Source organism: Paracoccus laeviglucosivorans, from assembly GCF_900182695.1.
Taxonomy (GTDB): Bacteria; Pseudomonadota; Alphaproteobacteria; order Rhodobacterales; family Rhodobacteraceae; genus Paracoccus; species Paracoccus laeviglucosivorans.
This window is the reverse complement of sequence record NZ_FXTK01000006.1, coordinates 138,510-159,793: the sequence shown is the minus strand read 5'-3', so window position 1 is coordinate 159,793 and position 21,284 is coordinate 138,510. Positions and strand designations below refer to the sequence as shown.

Genomic DNA, 21,284 nt, shown 5'->3' with positions numbered 1-21,284 from the left:
CGACGGCACCGGCGTCGGCCTGCAAGACCTCGCCGTCGCCGCAAAAGTCACACAGATCGCCAAGGAAAAAGGCGTCGCGCTGGAAGTGGAGGTCTAGCGCAATCACCGACAAGGGAGGAGGAACCATGTCACAAATGGAACTCGACCGGGCATCGGACCCGGTCGAACAGATGCTGCCTGCGCCACGGCTATTCACGCTGGGCTTTCAGCATGTGCTTGTCATGTATGCGGGGGCAATCGCCGTTCCGCTGATCGTGGGCCGCGCCCTGCAGCTTTCGCCGCAGGACGTGGCATTTCTGATTTCTGCCGACCTGTTCGTCTGCGGTATCGTGTCGATCATCCAGTCGATGGGCGCGACGCAATGGTTCGGCATCAAGCTGCCCGTGATGATGGGTGTGACCTTCGCGGCCGTGGGGCCGATGGTGTCGATCGCCAGCGCCAATCCCGGCAACGAAGGCGCGAGGATGCTGTTCGGAGCGATCATCGCGGCGGGCGTCATCTCGATTTTTCTGGCGCCCTTCGTGGGCAAGCTGCTGCGGTTTTTCCCCAGCGTGGTGACGGGCACGGTTATTCTGGCCATCGGTATCAGCCTGATGCCCATCGGCATCAACTGGATCTTCGGCCTGCCGGTCGGGCCGACCGCGCCGAAACTGGTCGATCCCGCAGCGCAGGAATGGCTAAACGGCGCGATTGCCGCGGGCGGCGTACCGCAAGGCGTGCAACTGATGCCGACGGTGCCGAACCCGGCCTATGCCTCGGCGCAGAACATCATCATCGGCATCGTCGTCTTGGGCACGATCCTGCTGCTGTCGCGTTTTGGCCGTGGGTTCGTGTCGAACATCGCCGTGCTGCTGGGCATTATCGGCGGCGGCATTCTGGCGGCGGTCATGGGCATGATGCATTTCGACGCCGTGGCGAACGCCGCATGGTTCGCGCCGATCAAGCCGTTCCATTTCGGGATGCCGATCTTTGATCCGATCATGATCACCACCATGCTGCTGGTGATGTTCGTGACCATGGTGGAATCCACCGGCATGTTCCTTGCGCTGGGTGAGATCTGCAACCGCAAGATCACGCCCAAGACCCTGACCGCTGGCCTGCGTGTCGATGGGCTGGGCACGGCGCTTGGCGGGCTGTTCAACACCTTCCCCTATACTTCGTTCAGCCAGAATGTCGGGCTGGTGGGCGTCACGGGCATCCGGTCGCGCTTCGTCTGCGTGGCGGGCGGCGCGATCATGATCGTTCTGGGCCTGATACCCAAAATGGGCGCGCTGGTGGAATCGCTGCCCACCACCGTTCTGGGCGGCGCGGGGCTGGTAATGTTCGGCATGGTCGCCGCGACCGGCATCCGCATCCTCAGCAAGGTCGATTTCGCGGGCAACCGGCACAACCTGTTCGTGGTCGCAATCTCGCTTGGCTTCGCGATGATCCCGATGGTGGCGCCGGACTTCAACCAATGGATGCCCCATGCGATCCACCCGCTGATCCATTCGGGCATTCTGCTGGCCACCTTGGCAGCAGTGGCTTTGAACTGGTATTTCAACGGCGCTGCCCCGATCAGCGAAGACGAAATCCGCGCCGCTGGCCATGCCGCCGAAGCGCATTAAGGAGCTGCCATGAAAACCCTGATCCGCAAGGCCGAGGTGGTTGTCACCATGAACGGCACCCGGCGCGAGATCAAAGGCGGCGACGTGTTGATCGATGGCGGGGTGATCCTTGCCATCGGTCAGGACCTGCCCCGCGGCGATGCGCAAGTGGTCGAGGCGGCGGGCTGCGTCGTGACGCCGGGCCTGATCAACACCCATCATCACCTGTTCCAGACCCTGACCCGTGCCGTGCCCGCAGCCCAGGATGCGGCGCTGTTTGGCTGGCTGCGCACGCTTTACCCGATCTGGGGCCGCATGACGCCCCATGACATCCGCCTGTCGGCACAGATCGGACTGGCCGAACTGGCGCTGTCGGGCTGCACCTGTTCATCGGACCATCTGTATCTGTTCCCGAATGGCGCGCGGCTGGATGACAGCATCGAGGCCGCGACCGAAATCGGCATCCGCTTTCACGCCACGCGCGGCGCCATGTCCATCGGCGAAAGCAAGGGCGGCCTGCCCCCCGACGCGCTGGTCGAAGATGAAGCCGCGATCCTGCGCGACAGCGAACGCCTGATCGCCGCCTTCCACGACCCCAATCCCGGCGCGATGGTGCAGGTGGGTCTTGCCCCCTGCTCGCCCTTCTCGGTCAGCCGCGAACTCATGCGAGACGCGGCCATCCTTGCACGGGGAAAAGGCGTCCGCCTGCACACCCATCTGGCCGAGAATGATGAAGACATCGCCTATTCTCTGGCCAATTTCGGGATGCTGCCCGGTGATTACGCTGAAAGCCTTGGCTGGACCGGTGATGATGTGTGGCACGCCCATTGCGTGAAGCTGTCGGATAAGGAAATCGACCTGTTCGCCCGCACCGGCACCGGGGTCGCACATTGCCCCTGTTCCAACGCCCGCCTTGCATCCGGCATCGCGCCGGTGCGCGCAATGCGCGATGCGGGCGTGCCGGTGGGGTTGGGCGTGGACGGCTCGGCCAGCAATGATTGCAGCCATCTGGGGCTTGAGGCCCGCCAGGCCATGCTGATGGCACGCCTGAAGAACGGCCCCGCCGCGATGGGCGCGCGCGAGGCGCTGGAGATTGCCACCCTTGGCGGTGCCCGCGTCCTTGGCCGCCCCGACCTTGGCAGCCTTGAACCCGGAAAACGCGCGGATCTTGTCCTGTGGGACATCACCGAACTGGCAGCGGCGGGCGAATGGGATCCGGTCGCGGCCCTTGTCTTCTGCGCGCCGATGCGGCCCAAATCCGTTTATGTCGAGGGGCGTGCCATCGTCCAGAATCACCGCCTTCTGACCGCCGACCCGCGAAAATTGAACGAACAGGCCCGTGCGGCCACCATCCGCCTAGCGAACTGAAAGGACCGTCATGACCGGCTACCTGACCACCCATGTCCTCGACACCGCCAATGGCGCCCCGGCGCAGGGCATGAAGATCGAACTTTACCGCCTTGATCCCGACCGCCGCCTGATCGCGGAAACCGTGACCAATCACGACGGCCGCACCGACAGCCACATCCTGCCCGCCGCCGATTTTCAACCCGGCGAATACGAACTGGTCTTCCACGTGGGCGCATGGCTTGACGCTCAGGGCCACCAGGCCCCGAAACCCCGTTTCCTAGACACTATCCCGCTGCGTTTCGGCATGTCGGAACAGGACCATTACCACGTCCCGCTGCTGATCTCGCCCTATGGCTACTCCACCTATCGCGGCAGCTGACTTCTTGGTTCTGCAAATACCCTGGGGGTGAAGGCCCCACAGGGGCCGAGGGGGCAACGCCCCCTTTTCGCATTCTTCTGCCCAAAAGATTTTCAACCAATTCTTTAGACAGCCACGGCACTCCTCTGGATTTCCGCAAAGACGCCCGATGCGCTAGAATTTCCCCAGCAAGACAGGGAGCATATGAATGTCCGATTTCGCCGTGATCTGGGACTGGCTGGCCTTTGCGATCCGCTGGACGCATGTCGTCACCGCGATTGCCTGGATCGGCTCGTCCTTCTATTTCGTCGCCCTTGATCTGGGCCTGCAAAAAGCCCCGCATCTGCCCAAAGGCGCACATGGCGAGGAATGGCAGGTTCATGGCGGCGGCTTCTACCACATCCAGAAATATCTGGTCGCCCCCGAAACAATGCCCGAGCATCTGACATGGTTCAAATGGGAAAGCTACGCCACATGGCTGTCGGGCGCGGCACTGCTGATGGTCACCTATTGGGTCGGGTCCGAACTGTTCCTGATCGACCCCGCCAAGATGGAGCTGGTGCCCTGGCAGGCCATCCTGATCTCGGCCGGATCGCTGTCGATCGGCTGGCTGGTCTATGACACGCTGTGCAAATCGAAACTGGGCGAGACGCCGACGCTGCTGATGCTGCTGCTGTTCGTGCTGCTGCTGGTCATGGGCTACAGCTACAATCAGGTTTTCACCGGACGCGCGACCATGCTGCATCTGGGCGCATTCACGGCGACGATCATGACCGCGAACGTGTTCCTGATCATCATGCCGAACCAGCGCATCGTGGTGGCCGACCTCAAGGCCGGGCGCGCGCCGGACCCGAAATACGGCAAGATCGCCAAGCTGCGTTCGACGCATAACAACTACCTGACGCTGCCTGTCGTCTTTCTGATGCTGTCGAACCACTATCCGCTGGCCTTCGCCTCGGAACTGAACTGGGTCATTGCCGGGCTGATCTTCCTGATGGGCGTCACCATCCGGCATTTCTTCAACACCATGCACGCCCGCAAGGGCTATCAATGGTGGACCTGGGCCGTGACCACGATCCTGTTCATCATCGTCATGTGGCTTTCGACCGCGCCGATGTTCCGCGAAACCGTCGAAGAATCCGAGGCCCGCGCCCTGACCCCCACGCAGGTCGCCATGACCGAGGCGCCGGGCTGGGACGCGGCTTACGGCGCGGTGATGGGGCGCTGCAGCATGTGCCACGCCCGCGAACCCAGCTACGAAGGCATCCACACCGCCCCAAAGGGCATCTTGCTGGAAACCCCCGACGACATCACCCGCGCCGCGCGCGAGATCTATATCCAGGCGGGCGTGACGAATGCCATGCCCCCCGCCAATGTCAGCTTCATGGAGCCTGCCGAGCGGCAGGCGATCATTGACTGGTATCGCAGCTTGCCCAAAACCTTCGCCTTCAACTAATCTGCCCGGACGCCCCAAGGTCAGGCCCGTGCCGCCCCAAGGGGCGGCTTTCGTCGTTTTCGGGGATCAACCATGCCAGAGCTGCCGAACCTGCTAGCATTCGCCGCCATCGCGATGGGGATGGTGCTGACGCCGGGGCCGAACATGATCTATCTGATTTCCCGCTCGATCAGTCAGGGTCCGATGGCCGGGCTGATCTCGCTGGGCGGCGTGGCGCTGGGATTCGTGTTTTACATGCTTTGCGCCGCCTTTGGGATCACGGCGATGCTGATGGCCGTGCCCTATGCCTATGACGCGCTGCGCCTTGCTGGCGCGGCCTATCTGCTGTGGCTGGCATGGCAAGCCGTGCGGCCCGGTGGCGCATCGGCCTTTCAGGTGCGCGATCTGCCGCGCGACGGACCGCGCAAGCTGTTCCTGATGGGTTTCCTGACCAACCTGCTGAACCCCAAGATCGCCGTGCTTTATCTGTCGCTGCTGCCCCAATTCATCCGCCCCGAACAAGGCGGCGTGCTGGGCCAATCGTTGACCCTTGGCGCGGTGCAGATCGCGATCAGCGTCTCGGTGAACGCGACGATCGCGCTGACCGCAGGCGGGGTGGCGCTGTTTCTGGCCCGGCGTCCGGCATGGGTGCTGGTGCAGCGTTGGCTGATGGGCACCGTGCTGGCGGGACTGGCCGTCAGGATGCTGACCGAGGCGAAACGCTAGACCCCGCACCCACGCCGCGCTAAGGGAAGCCCTTTGCCGCGAGCGGAGGGGATCATGGACGACAGCAATGGATGGGATGCCTCGGCCGAGGCATGGATCGCCGATATGGGCGACAGCGGCGATTTCTCGCGCCGTCATGTGCTGGACCGTCCAATGCTGGCGCGCGTGGGTCAGGTGGGCACCGCGCTGGACGTGGGCTGCGGCGAAGGACGGTTCTGCCGGATGCTGGCCGCGCGAGGTATCCGAACCACCGGCATCGACCCGACGCAGCGCCTGATCCAGACCGCCCGCGAACGCCACCCCGAAGGCCGCTATCTTGAGGCGCGGGCCGAAGCCCTGCCCTTTGACGATGCCAGCTTTGATCTGGTCGTCAGCTACCTGACGCTGATCGACATCGACGACAGCGATGCGGCCATTGCGGAAATGGCGCGGGTGCTGCGCCCCGGCGGTCGGCTGCTGGTCGCCAACCTCAACAGCTTCAGCACGGCGGGCCAATGGGCGGGCGAACGCACATCGCCCCGCGGCTACCTGATCGACAATTACCTTGAGCCGCGGGCGGAATGGGTCAGCTGGCGCGGCATCATGATCCGCAACTGGCACCGCCCGCTGCATCACTACATGCAGGCGCTGCTGGCAAACGGCCTGCGCCTGACCCATTTCGACGAGCCGCAGCCCGTGGACGGCGATCCGCAACTGGTCGCCCGCTACAAGCGCGCGCCCTATCACCACGTGATGGAGTGGGAAAAGCCCGCCTAGTCGAACTGGCCCCGCGTTTCGCGCGCGATGTAATCGGCAAACAGCCGGACCTTGGGGTCTTGCAGGCGGCGATGCGGGGTCAAGACGCCGAATTGCGCGGGCATCGGCAGCGTATCGGGCAGAATCTGCAACAGCCGACCCGAGGCGATATGCTCGGCCACCTCGTATTTCGGGCGGTTGGCGATGCCGCGTCCCTCCAATGCCCAATCGGTCAGCACGTCCCCGTCATCGGCGTCGAAATGGCCGTTCACCAGCATCTTTTGCGGGCCTTCGGGGGTTTGCAGCACCCAGTAGAATTCCGGGCTGCGCGGGTAACGCAGCAGCAGGCAATTATGCCCCATCAGGTCATCGGGCACCTGTGGCGTGCCGTGTTTGGCCAGATATTCCGGCGTCGCGACCAGAATGCGGGTGCATTCGGCGATGCGGCGCCATTTCAGCGCGCTGTCCTGCGGTTCGCCCAAAAAGAACGACAGATCGATGCCGTCAGCGATGATGTCCACGTTGCGGTCGGACAGGCGCAGACGGATCTCAACCCCCGGATATTCCTCGCAGAAACGTGGAACCAGCGGCGCGATCAGACGCCGCCCCAGACCCAGCGGTGCCGTCACGCGCAAGGCGCCATGCGGCATCCCGGAAAAGCCCGAAACGACCGCCTCGGCCTCGTCCAGCGTCTCGATCACGCGGCGCGCGCTGTCATAGAATGCACGCCCCACCTCGGTCGGGACCAGCTTGCGGGTGGTGCGGTTCAGCAGCCTCACCCCGAAGCGTGTTTCAAGATCCTTGATGCGGTTTGAGGCAACTGCCGGGGACATGCGCAGATCACGCCCCCCCGCTGTGATCGAACCCAGTTCGACCACGCGCACGAAAACGCGAAGACTTTCAAGATATGCCACGGTCCAAACCCGCTTCTTTCAAGGAACGGCTGAAAGTCTTATGCTCAATCCACGGATTCCGCAAAGGGCAATTCGCATCTAGGCTTTCATCATACCCAGCGACCTGCAGCGAGGACCTGATGGGCGGCGAGATACGCTTTCTGCTAAACGACACCGAGATCAGCCTGACCGAGGCGGGATCGCGCGACACGCTTTTGGACTTTCTGCGGCTGAACCGCCGCCTGACCGGCACCAAGGAAGGCTGCGCCGAAGGCGATTGCGGCGCCTGCACCGTGCTGGTCGGACGCCTGCATCACGGGCATATGCATTATGAGCCGATCAACGCCTGCATCCGCTTTCTGGCATCCTGCCATGGCTGCCATGTCGTGACGGTCGAACATCTGCGCGGCGCTGATGGCGGGCTGCATCCCGTCCAGGCGGCGATGGTCGAACATCACGGCAGCCAATGCGGCTTTTGCACGCCGGGCTTCGTCATGGCGCTGTATGGGCTGTGGATGCAAAACCCCCGCCCCGACATGCTGGCGATCGAGACCGCGCTGCAGGGCAACCTGTGCCGCTGCACGGGCTATGAGCCGATCGTTAAGGCCGCCTTTGCCGCGGGCGAGGCGGGGGGGCAGAATTTCGACGCGCTGACCGTCGAACGCGACCGGGTGATGGCCGCGTTGATTGCGATGCCGCGTGAACGGGTGCAAGTGTCGCGCGGCGATGACCGGGCGATCCTGCCGGCGGACGCCGCCGATCTGGCCGCCGTGCTGGCCGAAAACCCCAAAGCCACCATCGTCGCGGGCGCGACCGATGTCGGACTGTGGGTGACGAAATTCCTGCGCGACATCTCTCCCGCCGTCTTCATCGGCCATCTGACCGACCTGAAGCGGATCGAGATCACGCCGGGCCAGATCAGCATCGGCGCGGGCGTCACCTATTCCGAATTCGAGCCCTTCATCCTGCAGCATTTCCCCGAGGCGCTGGATTACTGGCGCCGCATCGGCGGCTGGCAGGTCCGCAACGCGGGCACGATTGGCGGGAATGTCGCCAACGGCTCTCCCATCGGGGAGACGCCGCCCTTGCTGATCGCTTTGGGTGCCACGATGACTCTGCGCAGCACCGAAGGCGCGCGCGACATCGCTGTCGAGGATTTCTTTATCGACTATGGCAAACAGGACCGCCGCCCCGGCGAATTCGTTGAAAGCATCCATATTCCGCTGAAGGGCGATGCGCGGATCGCGGCCTACAAGGTCTCGAAACGCCACCACGCCGACATCACCGCATCCGCCGCCGCGTTCCACATCGAAACCGATGGCACGACGATCATCGACGCGCGGGTGGCCTTCGGCGGTATGGCTGCGACCCCCAAGCGCGCCCGCGCCGCCGAGGCCGCGCTGAAAGGCCAGCCCTTTGCCGCCGAAAGCTTCGAGGCTGCGGCCAAGGCCGTCGCCAATGACTTCCAGCCGCTTTCCGACTGGCGGGCCAGCGCGGCCTATCGCCAGACGCTTGCCGCCAATTTCTTCCGCCGCTTCTGGTTGGAACAATCCGGCCAGGAACACCGCCTGAGGAGGGTCGAATGAAACAGGACGTTACCCTGCGCGGCGCCGCGCATAGCAGCATCACCCATGACAGCGCCGAAAAGCATGTCACCGGGCTGGCCGATTACACCGACGACCTGATGCTGCCCGAAGGCACGCTGCACGCCTATCTGGGGCTGTCGACGGTGGCGCATGGCCGCATCACCCGCATGGACCTTGATGCCGTGCGCAAGGCCCCCGGCGTGCATCTGGTGCTGACGGCGGACGACATTCCCGGCGTCAACGACATCAGCCCGAACGGACTGCATGACGACCCGGTCTTTGCCTTCCCCGAGGTGCAGTTCCACGGCCAGCCGATCTTTGCCGTCATCGCCGAAACCCGCGATCAGGCGCGGCGTGCGTGCAAGCTGGCACAGATCGAATACGAGGAACTGCCCTTTGCGCTGGACGCGATCTCGGCCCGCGACGCGGGCATGGGCTATGTCACCAAGCCCCTGAAACTGGCGCGAGGCGACATGGCCGCGCTGGACGCAGCCCCCCGTCGCCTGAACGGTCGCCTGACGGTCGGCGGGCAGGAACACTTTTATCTGGAAAGCCAGATCGCCATGGCCGTGCCGGGCGAGGATGACGAGATCGTCATCCACACCTCGACCCAGCACCCGACCGAGGTGCAGCACATGGTCGCCCATGTCATGCATGTCCCGGCCAATGCGGTCGTCGTCAACGTGCGGCGCATGGGCGGCGGCTTTGGCGGCAAGGAAACGCAGATGAACCTGTTCTGCTGCGTGGCCGCCATCGCCGCGAAACGGCTGCGCCGCGCCATCAAGCTGCGTCCCGACCGCGACGACGATTTCGCCATCACCGGCAAACGGCATGACTTCGTCATCGACTATGACGTGGGCTATGACGACAGCGGCAAGATCCATGCCGTCAGCGGTGATTTCTATGCCCGCTGCGGCTTTTCGGCAGACCTGTCCGGCCCCGTCACCGACCGGGCGCTGTTCCACGCCGACAACGCCTATTACTACCCTGCGGTGGAACTGCGCAGCCACCCGATGAAGACCAACACCTGCTCGAACACCGCATTCCGCGGCTTCGGTGGCCCGCAGGGCGTCATCATGGCCGAACGCGTGGTCGAGGACATCGCCTATGCTCTGGGCCGCGACCCGTTGGAAATCCGCAAGCTGAACCTTTACGAAAACGGCCAGCTGACCCCCTATCACCAAGAGGTCGAGGATCAGATCCTGCCCCGCATCTTCGCGGATCTGGAGGCGTCGTCCGACTACCACGCCCGCCGTCAAACCGTGCTGGATTTCAACGCTCGCGCCTTGGTTTCGGGCGGCGCGATCCGCAAAGGCATCGCCCTGACGCCGGTCAAGTTCGGCATCAGCTTCACCGCGACGTGGTATAACCAAGCGGGCGCGCTGATCCACATCTATTCCGACGGCTCGGTCCACCTGAACCATGGCGGGACCGAAATGGGTCAGGGCCTGAACACCAAGGTCGCGCAGGTCGTGGCCGAGGCGTTGGGCATCAGCATCGACCGCATCAAGATCACCAAGACGACCACGGAAAAAGTGCCCAACACCTCGGCCACCGCCGCGTCCTCGGGGACCGATCTGAACGGGATGGCGGCGCTGGATGCCTGCCAACAGTTGATCACCCGCCTGACCGCCTTCGCCGCTGATGCGAAAAACCTGTCCCCCGACCAGATCAGCATCGGCGAAACCGTCCGCATGGGCGATGAGGAGATGCCGTTCCAGGACTTCATCAAGACCGCCTATATCGCGCGCATCCAGCTTTCGGCGGCGGGTTTCTACAAGACGCCGAAAATCCATTGGAACCGCGAAACGGGCCGGGGTCGCCCCTTCTATTACTACGCCTATGGCGCGGCCTGTTCCGAGGTTTCGGTGGACACACTGACCGGCGAATATGTCATCGAACGCGCCGACGTGCTGCATGACGTGGGCCGCAGCCTGAACCCCGCGCTGGACAAGGGCCAGGTCGAAGGCGCCTTCGTTCAGGGCACCGGCTGGCTGACGACCGAGGAATTGTGGTGGGACCAGAAAGGTCGTCTGCGCACGCATGCACCGTCGACCTACAAGATCCCGCTGGCATCCGACCGGCCCAAGATCTTCAACGTCAATCTGGCCGATTGGTCGGTGAACCGCGAAAAGACCATCAAACGCTCGAAAGCCGTGGGTGAGCCGCCCTTCATGCTGGGCATCAGCGTGTTTCAGGCGCTGAACATGGCGGTGGCCAGCTTCAACGGCTACCGCGAAAACCCGCGCATCGACGCCCCCGCCACGCCCGAGCGCGTGCTGATGGCCATCGAGGGCTTGCGGTGATCCGGGTGCTGGTGACGCATACGCGCGGTTCCACCCCGCGCGAGGCGGGGGCCGAGATGATGGTAATGGATGACAGCACCATCGGCACCATCGGCGGCGGGCAGCTGGAATACATGGCCATCGACCGCGCCCGCCAGATGATCGCGCGGGGCGAGGTGGTGGCGCATATGAACGTGCCGCTTGGCCCGGAAATCGGCCAATGCTGTGGCGGGCGCGTCGAACTGGCACTGACCCGCACCGACAAGCTGCCGGGCCGGCCCGACCATCCGCAGGTGATGATTTTTGGCGCGGGCCATGTCGGACGGGCATTGTCGCGCGCCATGTCGCTGCTGCCCTTGCGCCCGATCCTGATCGACCAGCGCGCGCCGGAAATCGCGCAATCACCCGGCGAAACCCGCCTGACCCCCCTGCCCGAGGCCGAGATCCGCCACGCCCCCTATGGCACCAGCCACGTCATCCTGACCCATGACCATGCGCTTGATTTCCTGCTGGCCGCCGAGGCGCTGCGCCGCATGGACGCCCCCTATATCGGCATGATCGGCAGCGCCACGAAACTGGCACAGTTCCGGCGCTACGCTCGGGCGCAGGGGCTGGACACCGACCGCCTGACCTGCCCCATCGGCGCAGGCTATTCCCACGATAAACGCCCCGAAGTCATCGCGGCCTTCACCGCCGCCGAAGTCATCGGCCAATTGACGAAAACGGTTCAAAGACAGACATGCGACAACTAATCCGGGGACGCACCCTTTCCTTCCACGCCGATCCCGTCACCACGGAAAACGCCTATAGCTATCACGAAGACGGCGCGATCATCGTGTCGGATGGCCTGATCGAGGCGATTGGGGACTATGCCGACCTGCGTCAGGCCGACATGCCCGAAATCGATCATCGTCCGCATCTGATCCTGCCGGGTTTCATCGACACGCATATCCATTTCCCGCAGGTGCAGGTCGTCGCCAGCTGGGGTGCGCAGCTTCTGGACTGGCTGAACACCTATACCTTCCCCGAGGAATCGCGCTTTTCCCAGCAAGGCCACGCCCCCGAAATGGCCGAGCATTTCCTGAACCTGTTGCTGGCGCATGGCACGACCACCGCCGTCGCCTTCTGCTCATCCCACAAGCAATCCGCCGAGGCGCTGTTTTCCGCAGCCCATGCCCGCAACATGGCCATGATCGCAGGCAAGGTGATGATGGACCGAAATGCGCCCGAAGGCGTCTTGGACACGCCGCAATCGGGCTATGACGACAGCAAGGCGCTGATCGAGAAATGGCACGGCACCGGCCGCCAGCGCTACGCGATCACGCCGCGCTTTGCGATCACCTCGACGCCCCAGCAGATGGCGATGACTGGCCAACTTGTCCGCGAACATCCCGATTGCCACATCCAGACGCATCTGTCGGAAAACCTTGACGAGATCGCCTTCACCCTCAGCCTTTACCCCGAAGCCCGCGACTATCTGGACATTTACGAGACCTACGGCCTGCTGTCCGACAAACTGCTGCTGGGCCATTCGATCCACCTTGAGCCACGCGAGATCGCCCGCATGGCGGAAACCGGCAGCCGCGCGGTGTTCTGCCCGACCTCGAACCTGTTCCTCGGCTCGGGTCTGTTCGATGAGGCGGGCCTGCGTAAGGCGGGCGTCGTCAGCGGCATCGCCACGGACATCGGCGGCGGCACCAGCTATTCGATGCTGCAAACCCTGAACGAAGGCTACAAGATCCTGCAATTGCGCGGGCAAAAGCTGCATCCCTTTGCCGCTTTCCACTGGGCCACACGCGGAAATGCCGTGGCACTGGGGATGGAGGATCAGATCGGCACTTTGGCCCCCGGCTCTGCCGCCGACCTTGTCGTGCTGGACAGCCGCGCGACCCCCGCAATGGCCCTGCGCATGGCCCGCGCCGAAACGCTGGCCGAAGAACTGTTCGTGCTGCAAATCATGGGCGATGACAGGTCCGTCGCGCAGACCTATGTCGCAGGACAGGCGATGCTGTGAAGGCTGCGGGTGGGCAGAGCCAGAACAGGGGAAGCGTGCGCAAACGAAAGCAATAGCGTGCGCAAACCCTTCAACGCTTTGCAGCCAAGGGATCGAAGCGGCCCTCCGCGCTGTCGCTGACCAGCCCCGCAGCTTGCGATGCTCAAAATGTTCTGACGATACCGATAGCGCTTCGGAAAATTCTGTCCCGGTCATACCTGTGTTCAACCGTTTGATCGTATCATTGCGGGGATTGCCGCGCTGGCGATCTCGGGCAGCTAAACCTATCTTGGCCCCGCAAACCCGGCGAGCCACTTGCCCGATGACTGGTTGCTGGTCGCGGTGATCGGTATCGCCGTGCAGGGCGAAGAACTGCCGTCAGGATTTTTCCTTGCCAAGCTGATCGCCATACTTGTTTCGGGCATTCAGGGCGGGATCTTTGCCCCCCTCGCTTTCGGTCGGGGCGGGACTGGGCAACACGATTGGCGGCATTCTGGGCGCATCGCTGGGACTTACCGGGGTTCGGGGCATCGCGCCGATGACCCTGTTTGTCATCGTCATGAAATGAACGCCGCGCAGGCACATGCATGGCCGATCATGGCTGCGGCTATGCTGGGGTTCGGTGTCTCTCGCTTGACTCCAAGCCCAAACCGCTTTGTCACCGCCTTGCCCGGCTTTGGCTGGTTGATGCGATCAGACAAGGCCGGGGTGACGCAGGACGACAGGTGGTAAATCGGATGATGCCAGACAGTTCGCCATATCACCAAGCCGACTATATGAAGGCCGGTCAGACCATCTCTGAAATCTCCTGCGAAATCAGCAGGTCGGGCGTGGGCCATATGTCGGTCAATATTGGGCGATCATCGCGCTTTTTCTGCACGCTTTTCTTTGATTGGCACTTCGGTCCGCCCCACTTCACTCCAACGCGCCCCCGATAGCGGGAATGGCAACGCGGGAAAAGTCGATCTTTCCGGTCATGCCATCGGCCATCCGGGCAAAGCTCATGCTGTGGATATTGCCCGAAATACTGGTTCCATCGGCATAGCTCACACAAACCACACCGCGAAACAGCGTCTGGTCCTGAAAATCCAGCCCACCGAATTCGACCGAGGCGATTTGCGCCGCGCTGATCGGGAAAGCCGAACCTTCGAACGGGCCGGTATCACCGATCATAAAGGTGACGCGCTCCATGTCATTCGCCCCCGTTGGTGGCGCGGTCATTTTGCCGGGCATGACGGTCGCCCGCCTCGCGGTTCTCGCCCCCGGCATTTGGCGGATTGGCCTTGTGCAATTGCTGCGGGTTCTGCAGTTGGTTCATCTGGTTCAGCTTTTCCTGCTGCGCCCTGTTCTTGGTGTTGAAGTCTTCGTTGGCTTTTTCGGGGTCGAATTTCTGGCCCATCGGGAAAACTCCTTGTGCTTCACAGGCAATAACGTCTGCGTGCGGACGATGTTCCTGCCAAATCGCAAAGGGGCCGTCATGGCCCCCTTGCGGTGGTGGTTCAGGCGGCTTGGGCCGCGGTCTTGTTGGACTCGGTCCGGGCGATCTCGGTCAGAAGCTCATCCGTGGTCGCCTCTTCCTCAAGCGTCTGGTCCAGAAGCTTGGCGGCGTCCTTCATGCCCAGCATTTCGGCCCATTGGCGCAATGTGCCGTAACGCGCGATTTCGTAATGCTCGACCGCCTGCGCTGCCGCGACCAGCCCGGCATCCAATGCGGGCGTACCCTTGAACGCATCAAGGATTTCCTCGCCCTCTTCGATGATACCGTCGATCGCGTGGCAGGTTTTCCCCCGAGGATTCTTGCCGATCAGTTCGAACACCTGCTGCAAGCGTTCGATATGGGTCTGGGTTTCTTCGCGGTGCTTCAGAAACGCATCGCGCAGCTTATCGGACTGCGCACCACGCGCCATCTTGGGCAGAGCCTTCAATATCTGGCGCTCGGCGTAATAGATATCCTTGAGCGTTTCGTGAAACAGGTCGTCGAGGGTCTTTGCGGACATGTCTTCCTCCGATCCATAAGCGTCGATGCGCTATGAACCGAAGGGACCGGGATTTGTTTCTGCTGTGTTGGGGATTTTGGCCGGATGGGCCGTTAAGGCGCTGATCGGATGCCGAAGAATTCCGCAGGCTACAGGATCGGCGCAGTCGCGCGGGCAATGAACCTGCGGATCAGCTCGGGGTCTTTCACCCCCGGCGCGCTTTCCACGCCCGAGGACACATCAACCCCCTGTGCCCGCGTCAGCCGCAAGGCTTGCGACACGTTGTCGGGCGTCAGCCCCCCGGCCAGCAACCAAGGTTTCAGAATTTGCCGCCCCGCCAACAGGCGCCAGTCAAATGCCAGGCCATTGCCGCCCGGAAGGTCTGCCCCCTTGGGCGGCTTGGCATCGATCAACAGCATATCCGCGACAAGGCCGTAATCCCACAGCGCATCCAGATCCTGCGGCTCGGCCACGCCGACGGCCTTCATCACAGGCAAGCCTGTCAGCGATTTCACCTCGGCCACGCGGGCGGGGTCTTCGCTGCCGTGAAGCTGGATCACGTCCAGCGGCACCGTCGCCAATGTGCTTTCCAAAAGCGCATCATCGGGGTTCACGAACAGCCCGACGCGGGCGATGCCCAACGGCACCTCGGCGGCCAAAGCAGCCGCCTGCGTCGCGCTGACATGGCGCGGCGATTTCGGGAAAAACACGAAACCCAGATAGCGCGCGCCAGCCTTTACGGCAGCGTCAACGGCATCGGGCTGAGTCAGCCCGCATATCTTGACCGAAACGGACATGGCTTAGCGGGTCGCGGGCAGCCCGGCGGCCTTGGAGTTTGCCGGGCGGGTCGCGGATTCGTCAAGGATGGCCAGCACCTCGTCGCGCGGCCCTGCGTGGGTGCGACGCAGATCGCCGACCTCACGCTCCAACCGTGCCAGTTCCTTGGCCCGGACTTTGGATTCGGCACGCAGGTTGGCTTCGCGCAGCCATTCCCAGACCAGTCCGACGACAAGGCCGAACACCATGGCAAGGAACAGCGCAAGGAAAGCAGGCATCGACAGCGACCATTGCCCACCCGTGAAATGCGCCATGCTGGCCGGGATCAGGCTGATCGTGACAATGTCACGGTTCGCCAAAGCGACAAGGATCAGCACCACGGCCAAAAGAGCAATGAAGAACAGCCGGATCGCGCGCATGATTCACCTTTAATGAATTTCGCCGCCAATCTGGACTATTCGACTTCGCCGTTCAACCGCTCGCGCAAAAGCTTGCCCGTCTTGAAGAACGGAACATGCTTTTGGTCAACGCTGACCGCCTCGCCGGTGCGGGGATTGCGCCCCTGCCGTGCATCGCGTTTCTTGACCGAGAAGGCCCCGAAGCCGCGCAATTCGACCCGGTCACCGCGCGCCATCGCATTGATGATTTCCTCGAAGACCGTGTTGACGATCCGTTCGACGTCGCGTTGGAAAAGGTGCGGATTCTCTTCTGAGATTTTCTGGATCAGTTCGGATCGGATCATTTCGGTTCCCGAATTTGGCAGTTCCAACAGATTACCTGCCGTGACGATCTTAGATCAGCCCCGGCGTCTTGCAATCCCAGAACGCCTTGTCGCTGATTTGGTTGCGCTATTTTTCACCAAGCTGCAAATCTTGGGCGAAATCCCGCATGAAAACGCCCCCGGGCCAGTGACCCGGGGGCGTTTCAAGTGCTTCAGACTAAGGATCAGTTCTTGCTTTTCAGCGCAGCGCCCAGGATGTCGCCCAGCGAAGCGCCCGAGTCGGACGAACCGAACTGCTCGACAGCTTCACGCTCTTCGGCGATTTCGCGGGCTTTGATCGACAGGCCCAGACGGCGGGTCTTGGCGTCGATGTTGGTCACGCGAACGTCCACGTTGTCGCCAACCTGGAAGCGCTCGGGGCGCTGGTCCTGACGGTCGCGGGCAAGGTCCGAACGACGGATGAAGGATTTCATGCCGTTGTATTCGACCTCGATGCCGCCGTCTTCGATCGCAGTCACGGTAACGGTCACGACCGAACCGCGCTTCACGCCTTCGACAGCTTCAGCCATGGCTTCGTTTTCCAGCGCCTTGATCGAGAGCGAGATGCGCTCTTTCTCGACGTCGACTTCCTGGACAACGGCTTTCACCATGTCGCCCTTGCGGAAGTCCTGGATGGCTTCTTCGCCACGCTGGTCCCACGAGATGTCGGACAGGTGAACCATGCCGTCGATATCGCCTTCCAGGCCGATGAACAGACCGAATTCGGTGATGTTCTTGACTTCGCCCTCGATGACGGTGCCCTCGGGGTGGGTTTCGGCAAAGACTTCCCACGGGTTGCGCATGGTCTGTTTCAGACCCAGCGACACGCGGCGTTTGGCTTCGTCGATTTCCAGCACCATGACGTCAACCTCTTGCGAGGTCGAGACGATCTTGCCGGGGTGCACGTTCTTCTTGGTCCAGGACATTTCCGAAACGTGGACCAGACCTTCGACACCGGCTTCCAGCTCGACGAACGCGCCGTAGTCGGTGATGTTGGTCACGCGACCCGAATGGACCGAGCCGATCGGGAACTTGTCGGCAACCGTATCCCACGGATCGGCCTGCAGCTGTTTCATGCCAAGGCTGATGCGGTGGGTGTCTTTGTTGATCTTGACGACCTGGACCTTGACGGTCTCGCCGATCGACAGGATCTCGGACGGGTGGTTGACGCGGCGCCAGGCCATGTCGGTGACGTGCAGCAGGCCGTCAACGCCGCCCAGATCAACGAACGCACCATATTCGGTGATGTTCTTGACCACGCCCTCGACCGTCTGACCTTCGGTCAGGTTGGCGATGACTTCGGCGCGCTGTTCGGCGCGGCTTTCTTCCAGGATGGCGCGGCGCGACACGACGATGTTGCCACGACGACGGTCCATTTTCAGGATCTGGAACGGCTGCTTCAGACCCATCAGCGGGCCGGCATCGCGCACGGGGCGCACGTCCACCTGCGAACCCGGCAGGAACGCAACAGCGCCGCCCAGATCCACGGTGAAGCCGCCTTTGACGCGACCGAAGATGGCGCCTTCGACGCGCTCTTCTGCGGCATAGGCTTTTTCCAGACGGTCCCATGCCTCTTCGCGGCGAGCTTTCTCGCGCGAGATCGAGGCTTCGCCGCGGGCGTTTTCGACGCGGTCAAGGTAAACCTCGACTTCGTCGCCAACCGCGATCGAGGGCGCTTCGCCCGGATTTGCGAATTCTTTCAGATCGACGCGGCCTTCCATCTTGTAGCCGACGTCGATGATGGCTTGGCCCGCCTCGATGGCGATGACCTTACCTTTGACGACCGAACCTTCGTCCGGGGTGTCGATTGCGAGGCTTTCGTTCAGGAGGGCCTCGAACTCCTCCATGGTCGCTTTAGCGCACATATAGATCCAGTTTCCTTTACATGGTTTTCTGGCCTTGCGGTTGGCTCCGCCGGTCTTTGTCGTTGCCGCCGGTAATGCTGAAAGGGCCGAAGGCTTGCGCCCGACCCTTCCCGAATTGGCCTGTCATGGCCGTATTCTTCATCCCGACCGGCGCGATATAACGAGGATTTACCAGCCTGGCAAGGGTTTCAGGCTGCCAGTGCCGCCTCGATCTCATCTGCCAGCTGTGCGACCAGCCGGCCCGCAGGCATCGCGCGGGCGCGCGCAGCCCCGGTTCCCGCCCATTGCGCGGCATAATCCGACCCGCCCGCCGCTGCGTGCAGCGCCTTGGCGGCATCATAGGCAATGGGATAGTCGGGCAGCGGCGGCGCGTCGGGGCGCATTCCCAGCGCGATCAGCCGATTTTCCAGCCCCCGCGCCGGACGGCCCGAAATCGCGCGGGTCATCACCGTTCGCCCCAGCCGCAGCCGTGCGCGCCATTCGGGCGAGGCGGCAGATTCGGGGCAAGGCAGAAAGGCCGTGCCCATCTGGACCGCGACCGCGCCCGACCGCAGATGCCGGGCAGCGTCCTCGCCGTTCATGATGCCGCCTGCGGCGATCAGGGGCAGACCCAGATGGGCAAAGTCGCGCAGAAGCTCGATCGAGGGTTGGCAGGCGTCAGGTCCGTCCGGGTCGAAAATGCCGCGATGGCCGCCCGCCTCGAACCCCTGCGCAATGATCGCGTCCAGCCCCGCATCGCGGATCGCACGCGCCTCGGGCAGCGACGTGGCGCTAGCGGCAATCAGCGCGCCCGTCTGCCGCAGGGCCGCGATGCGCCCCGCCGAGGGTAGGCCGAAATGGAAGCTGATCATCGCCGGCCGCGCCGCAATCACGGCGGCCAGCATCGCGTCGTCATTCAGAAAACTGGGATAGATTTCATGCAATTCGCTGGGCGTATTTGCCCCCGCCCTGGCAAATTCGGGCGACAGGAAGTCCAGCCAGCCAGCCTCTCGGGCCGGGTCTGCCTTGGCCGGGTGGTGGCAGAACAGGTTCACGCCGAAATATCCCGATCCCAGCTTTTGCCGCGTCGCCGCCATCATCGCCGCCGCCTGTTCGGCATTCGACGCCCCAAGCCCCAGCGACCCCAAGCCCCCCGCAGCGCTGACCGCCGCCGCAAGCGCAGGCGTTGCAGCCCCCGCCATAGGCGCCTGAATGACCGGAACCTGCAACGCGGTCAGCAGCACGCTCATGCGCGCACCCGCTCGGCATGGGCGATGGCTTGCGTCAAGGCCTGCTCGATCGTCAGGTCGGAGGTATCCAGCATGATCGCATCATCCGCAGGCCGCATCGGTGCGACATCGCGCGCTGCGTCGCGGGCATCGCGTTCGCGCAATTCGGTCAGGATCTGGGCAACATCCGCGCCCAGTTCCAGCGCGCGACGTCCCGCGCGCACCTGATCGCTGGCGGTAACGTAAAGCTTCACCTCGGCCTCGGGGCAGATCACCGTGCCGATGTCGCGACCATCCAGCACGGCACCCGGTTCACTGCGCGCAAAGCGGCGCTGGAAATCGACAAGCGCCGCCCGCACCTCGGGGATGGCAGCGACGCGGCTGGCCGCCTGCCCCGCCTCGGCGCTGCGCAAGTCGTCACGTTCCAGATCGGCAGGCTGCAATCCACGCGCCGCGACAATCGGATCGCCGCCCAACGCACCTACGGCCCGGTAAAGCAGCCCCGTATCCAGATGCGAAAAGCCGAAATGCCGCGCCATGGCCCGCGCAATCGTGCCCTTGCCCGACGCTGCCGGTCCGTCAATGGCGATGGTGAATGGCATGGGCCTGTCTCCGTGACTTTTAGAACCTGTCTTCATCCATGCCACGCCATTTCCCGCGACGCCATAGCACGCCCCGCAAGCCATGCACGGCACGCAACGCAGTCCAGAGGACTGTGCACATGTGTCGAACAGCCCTTTTGGTTCTGGTCGCACATGATATTTATCATATAAACCGGCCTGTATTGCGCATACCGCCGCCCAAGGGCAATAATATTACCATACGAGCCCGGCGACCTTGGCCGAGACGAACGGAAAGTAGACTGACATAAGATGGACTTGCTGGACCGGATCGAAGCGATACTTCAGGCACGAACGATCGAAGATGCCTGGGACATCTATGTCGATCGCCTGACCGCAATCGGCTTTCCGCATTCGGTCTATGGTGGGCACCGCCTGCTGGGCACGGTCGAGCGGATGATCCTTGACGACGGGCTGGCGCTGTCATCGCTTCCCGATACGCTGCACACGGAACTGCTGGAGAAGCGGCTGTGCAACAGCCTGCCAATGCTCAGCTGGATGACGCGCAATCACGGTATGCAAAGCTGGGATTGGGTGCACAAACGCAGGATGGCCGGAAAGCTGGCAGCTCCGGAATCGCAAAGCCTTGCAATATTCGAACGCTACGGTTTAAGCGCAGGCATCGCGCTTAGCCTGTCGGACCGCGTTCCGCGCGTTCGGGCCGGTCTCTTGCTGATCGGACCCAGCGGCGCGACACAAAAGCAGATCGACCGCATATGGCAGAAAGATGAGCGCGAGATCATCGTCCTCAGCTCGGTCCTGCATCAGCGCCTGTCCAACCTGCCCTATCGCGAACCCGAGCAGATCCTGACCCTGCGCCAACGCGAGGCGCTGGAACTGACCGGATCGGGACTTTCCACGCAGGAAATCGCGGAATGTCTGGACCTGACCCCCGGCACGGTCGAAAAACACCTGCGACTGGCCCGCAAGTCGTTGGGCGCAAGAACCACGGCGCAGGCCGTGCTTCTGGCCATGAGCCGCCGCCAGATCTTTTGCGATCCGGGCGAAAGCTGCGCGCCTGTCCCCTCTGACATGACCGCGATGTCCAGCGGCGCTTTCCCGAAACCCTGGACCTATCTGAAGTTCGTGCAAGTGGCGCAGCATCTGCCGAACATCGCCAAAATCTAGTCC

At 63.0% G+C, this 21,284-nt stretch carries 22 protein-coding genes; 12 read left to right on the top strand and 10 right to left on the bottom strand.

All coding sequences use genetic code 11. The features are described 5' to 3' along the window. Nucleotides 1–125 precede the first annotated feature (125 nt). The 6 genes from FN835_RS09615 (at nt 126) to FN835_RS09590 (ending at nt 6,211) form a co-directional block, all read left to right on the top strand. Nucleotides 126–1,607 carry a nucleobase:cation symporter-2 family protein gene (locus FN835_RS09615; protein ID WP_221930406.1) on the top strand — a complete coding sequence of 494 codons (1,482 nt, stop codon included), beginning with the start codon at nt 126–128 and terminating at the stop codon, nt 1,605–1,607. 9 nt (nt 1,608–1,616) lie between these two features. Then, nucleotides 1,617–2,954, top strand: coding sequence for an 8-oxoguanine deaminase (locus tag FN835_RS09610; protein ID WP_142662999.1), 1,338 nt, complete (start codon nt 1,617–1,619; stop codon nt 2,952–2,954). Between the two features lie 10 nt (nt 2,955–2,964). Continuing rightward, nucleotides 2,965–3,315, top strand: coding sequence for a hydroxyisourate hydrolase (uraH, locus tag FN835_RS09605; protein WP_142662998.1), 351 nt, complete (start codon nt 2,965–2,967; stop codon nt 3,313–3,315). Nucleotides 3,316–3,502: 187 nt separating this feature from the next. Next, entirely contained in the window at nt 3,503–4,750 is a 1,248-nt protein-coding gene (locus FN835_RS09600) for a urate hydroxylase PuuD (protein ID WP_142662997.1), read from the top strand. A 72-nt stretch (nt 4,751–4,822) separates the two neighbouring features. After that, nucleotides 4,823–5,455 carry a LysE family translocator gene (locus FN835_RS09595; RefSeq protein ID WP_142662996.1) on the top strand — a complete coding sequence of 211 codons (633 nt, stop codon included), beginning with the start codon at nt 4,823–4,825 and terminating at the stop codon, nt 5,453–5,455. A 54-nt stretch (nt 5,456–5,509) separates the two neighbouring features. Then, entirely contained in the window at nt 5,510–6,211 is a 702-nt protein-coding gene (locus FN835_RS09590) for a class I SAM-dependent methyltransferase (protein WP_142662995.1), read from the top strand. On the opposite strand, the gene FN835_RS09585 is transcribed toward FN835_RS09590, so the two are convergent. Further along, on the bottom strand, nt 6,208–7,104 hold the full coding sequence (locus tag FN835_RS09585) for a LysR family transcriptional regulator (RefSeq protein WP_142662994.1): 897 nt from the start codon (nt 7,102–7,104) through the stop codon (nt 6,208–6,210). The two genes, FN835_RS09590 and FN835_RS09585, sit on opposite strands and share 4 nt — an antisense overlap. 119 nt (nt 7,105–7,223) lie before the next feature. Between FN835_RS09585 and xdhA the strand changes: the two genes are divergently transcribed. From xdhA to FN835_RS21755, 5 genes are all read left to right on the top strand, one after another. Next, nucleotides 7,224–8,669 (top strand): xanthine dehydrogenase small subunit, encoded by a 1,446-nt coding sequence (gene xdhA, locus FN835_RS09580; protein WP_142662993.1) that lies wholly within the window; start codon nt 7,224–7,226, stop codon nt 8,667–8,669. Continuing rightward, nucleotides 8,666–10,975 carry a xanthine dehydrogenase molybdopterin binding subunit gene (gene xdhB, locus FN835_RS09575; protein WP_142662992.1) on the top strand — a complete coding sequence of 770 codons (2,310 nt, stop codon included), beginning with the start codon at nt 8,666–8,668 and terminating at the stop codon, nt 10,973–10,975. The genes xdhA and xdhB overlap by 4 nt, the downstream gene beginning before the upstream one ends. Then, on the top strand, nt 10,972–11,706 hold the full coding sequence (gene xdhC / locus FN835_RS09570; RefSeq protein ID WP_142662991.1) for a xanthine dehydrogenase accessory protein XdhC: 735 nt from the start codon (nt 10,972–10,974) through the stop codon (nt 11,704–11,706). The genes xdhB and xdhC overlap by 4 nt, the downstream gene beginning before the upstream one ends. Next, complete coding sequence (gene guaD / locus FN835_RS09565; RefSeq protein ID WP_142662990.1) at nt 11,694–12,968, top strand: guanine deaminase; 1,275 nt, start codon at nt 11,694–11,696, stop codon at nt 12,966–12,968. Before xdhC ends, guaD begins: the two co-directional genes overlap by 13 nt. Before the next feature lie 418 nt (nt 12,969–13,386). After that, nucleotides 13,387–13,515 carry a hypothetical protein gene (locus FN835_RS21755; RefSeq protein WP_281285403.1) on the top strand — a complete coding sequence of 43 codons (129 nt, stop codon included), beginning with the start codon at nt 13,387–13,389 and terminating at the stop codon, nt 13,513–13,515. A gap of 347 nt (nt 13,516–13,862) precedes the next feature. Here the strand turns inward: FN835_RS21755 and FN835_RS09555 are convergent, their stop codons facing one another. The 9 genes from FN835_RS09555 to FN835_RS09515 all read right to left on the bottom strand — a co-directional run bounded on the left by FN835_RS09555 (nt 13,863) and on the right by FN835_RS09515 (nt 20,135). Further along, entirely contained in the window at nt 13,863–14,168 is a 306-nt protein-coding gene (locus tag FN835_RS09555; protein WP_185958638.1) for a hypothetical protein, read from the bottom strand. Further along, a complete protein-coding gene (locus FN835_RS09550; RefSeq protein WP_142662988.1) occupies nt 14,140–14,346 on the bottom strand; it encodes a hypothetical protein in 207 nt (68 codons plus the stop codon). The genes FN835_RS09555 and FN835_RS09550 overlap by 29 nt, the downstream gene beginning before the upstream one ends. Nucleotides 14,347–14,446: 100 nt before the next feature. After that, nucleotides 14,447–14,944, bottom strand: coding sequence for a YciE/YciF ferroxidase family protein (locus FN835_RS09545; protein WP_142662987.1), 498 nt, complete (start codon nt 14,942–14,944; stop codon nt 14,447–14,449). A 128-nt stretch (nt 14,945–15,072) separates the two neighbouring features. Continuing rightward, nucleotides 15,073–15,720 carry a phosphoribosylanthranilate isomerase gene (locus FN835_RS09540; RefSeq protein WP_142662986.1) on the bottom strand — a complete coding sequence of 216 codons (648 nt, stop codon included), beginning with the start codon at nt 15,718–15,720 and terminating at the stop codon, nt 15,073–15,075. A gap of 3 nt (nt 15,721–15,723) precedes the next feature. Beyond that, the gene (locus FN835_RS09535; protein WP_142662985.1) at nt 15,724–16,119 is read right to left on the bottom strand and encodes a LapA family protein; all 396 of its coding nucleotides are present in this window, start codon (nt 16,117–16,119) and stop codon (nt 15,724–15,726) included. A 35-nt stretch (nt 16,120–16,154) separates the two neighbouring features. After that, complete coding sequence (ihfB, locus tag FN835_RS09530; RefSeq protein ID WP_142662984.1) at nt 16,155–16,442, bottom strand: integration host factor subunit beta; 288 nt, start codon at nt 16,440–16,442, stop codon at nt 16,155–16,157. A 203-nt stretch (nt 16,443–16,645) separates the two neighbouring features. Next, nucleotides 16,646–18,325 (bottom strand): 30S ribosomal protein S1, encoded by a 1,680-nt coding sequence (rpsA, locus tag FN835_RS09525; RefSeq protein ID WP_142662983.1) that lies wholly within the window; start codon nt 18,323–18,325, stop codon nt 16,646–16,648. Nucleotides 18,326–18,513: 188 nt separating this feature from the next. Beyond that, nucleotides 18,514–19,554 (bottom strand): NAD(P)H-dependent flavin oxidoreductase, encoded by a 1,041-nt coding sequence (locus FN835_RS09520; protein WP_142662982.1) that lies wholly within the window; start codon nt 19,552–19,554, stop codon nt 18,514–18,516. After that, nucleotides 19,551–20,135 (bottom strand): (d)CMP kinase, encoded by a 585-nt coding sequence (locus FN835_RS09515; protein ID WP_142662981.1) that lies wholly within the window; start codon nt 20,133–20,135, stop codon nt 19,551–19,553. The genes FN835_RS09520 and FN835_RS09515 overlap by 4 nt, the downstream gene beginning before the upstream one ends. A 270-nt stretch (nt 20,136–20,405) precedes the next feature. Between FN835_RS09515 and FN835_RS09510 the strand changes: the two genes are divergently transcribed. Next, a complete protein-coding gene (locus FN835_RS09510; RefSeq protein WP_142662980.1) occupies nt 20,406–21,281 on the top strand; it encodes a helix-turn-helix transcriptional regulator in 876 nt (291 codons plus the stop codon). Nucleotides 21,282–21,284: the final 3 nt, after the last annotated feature.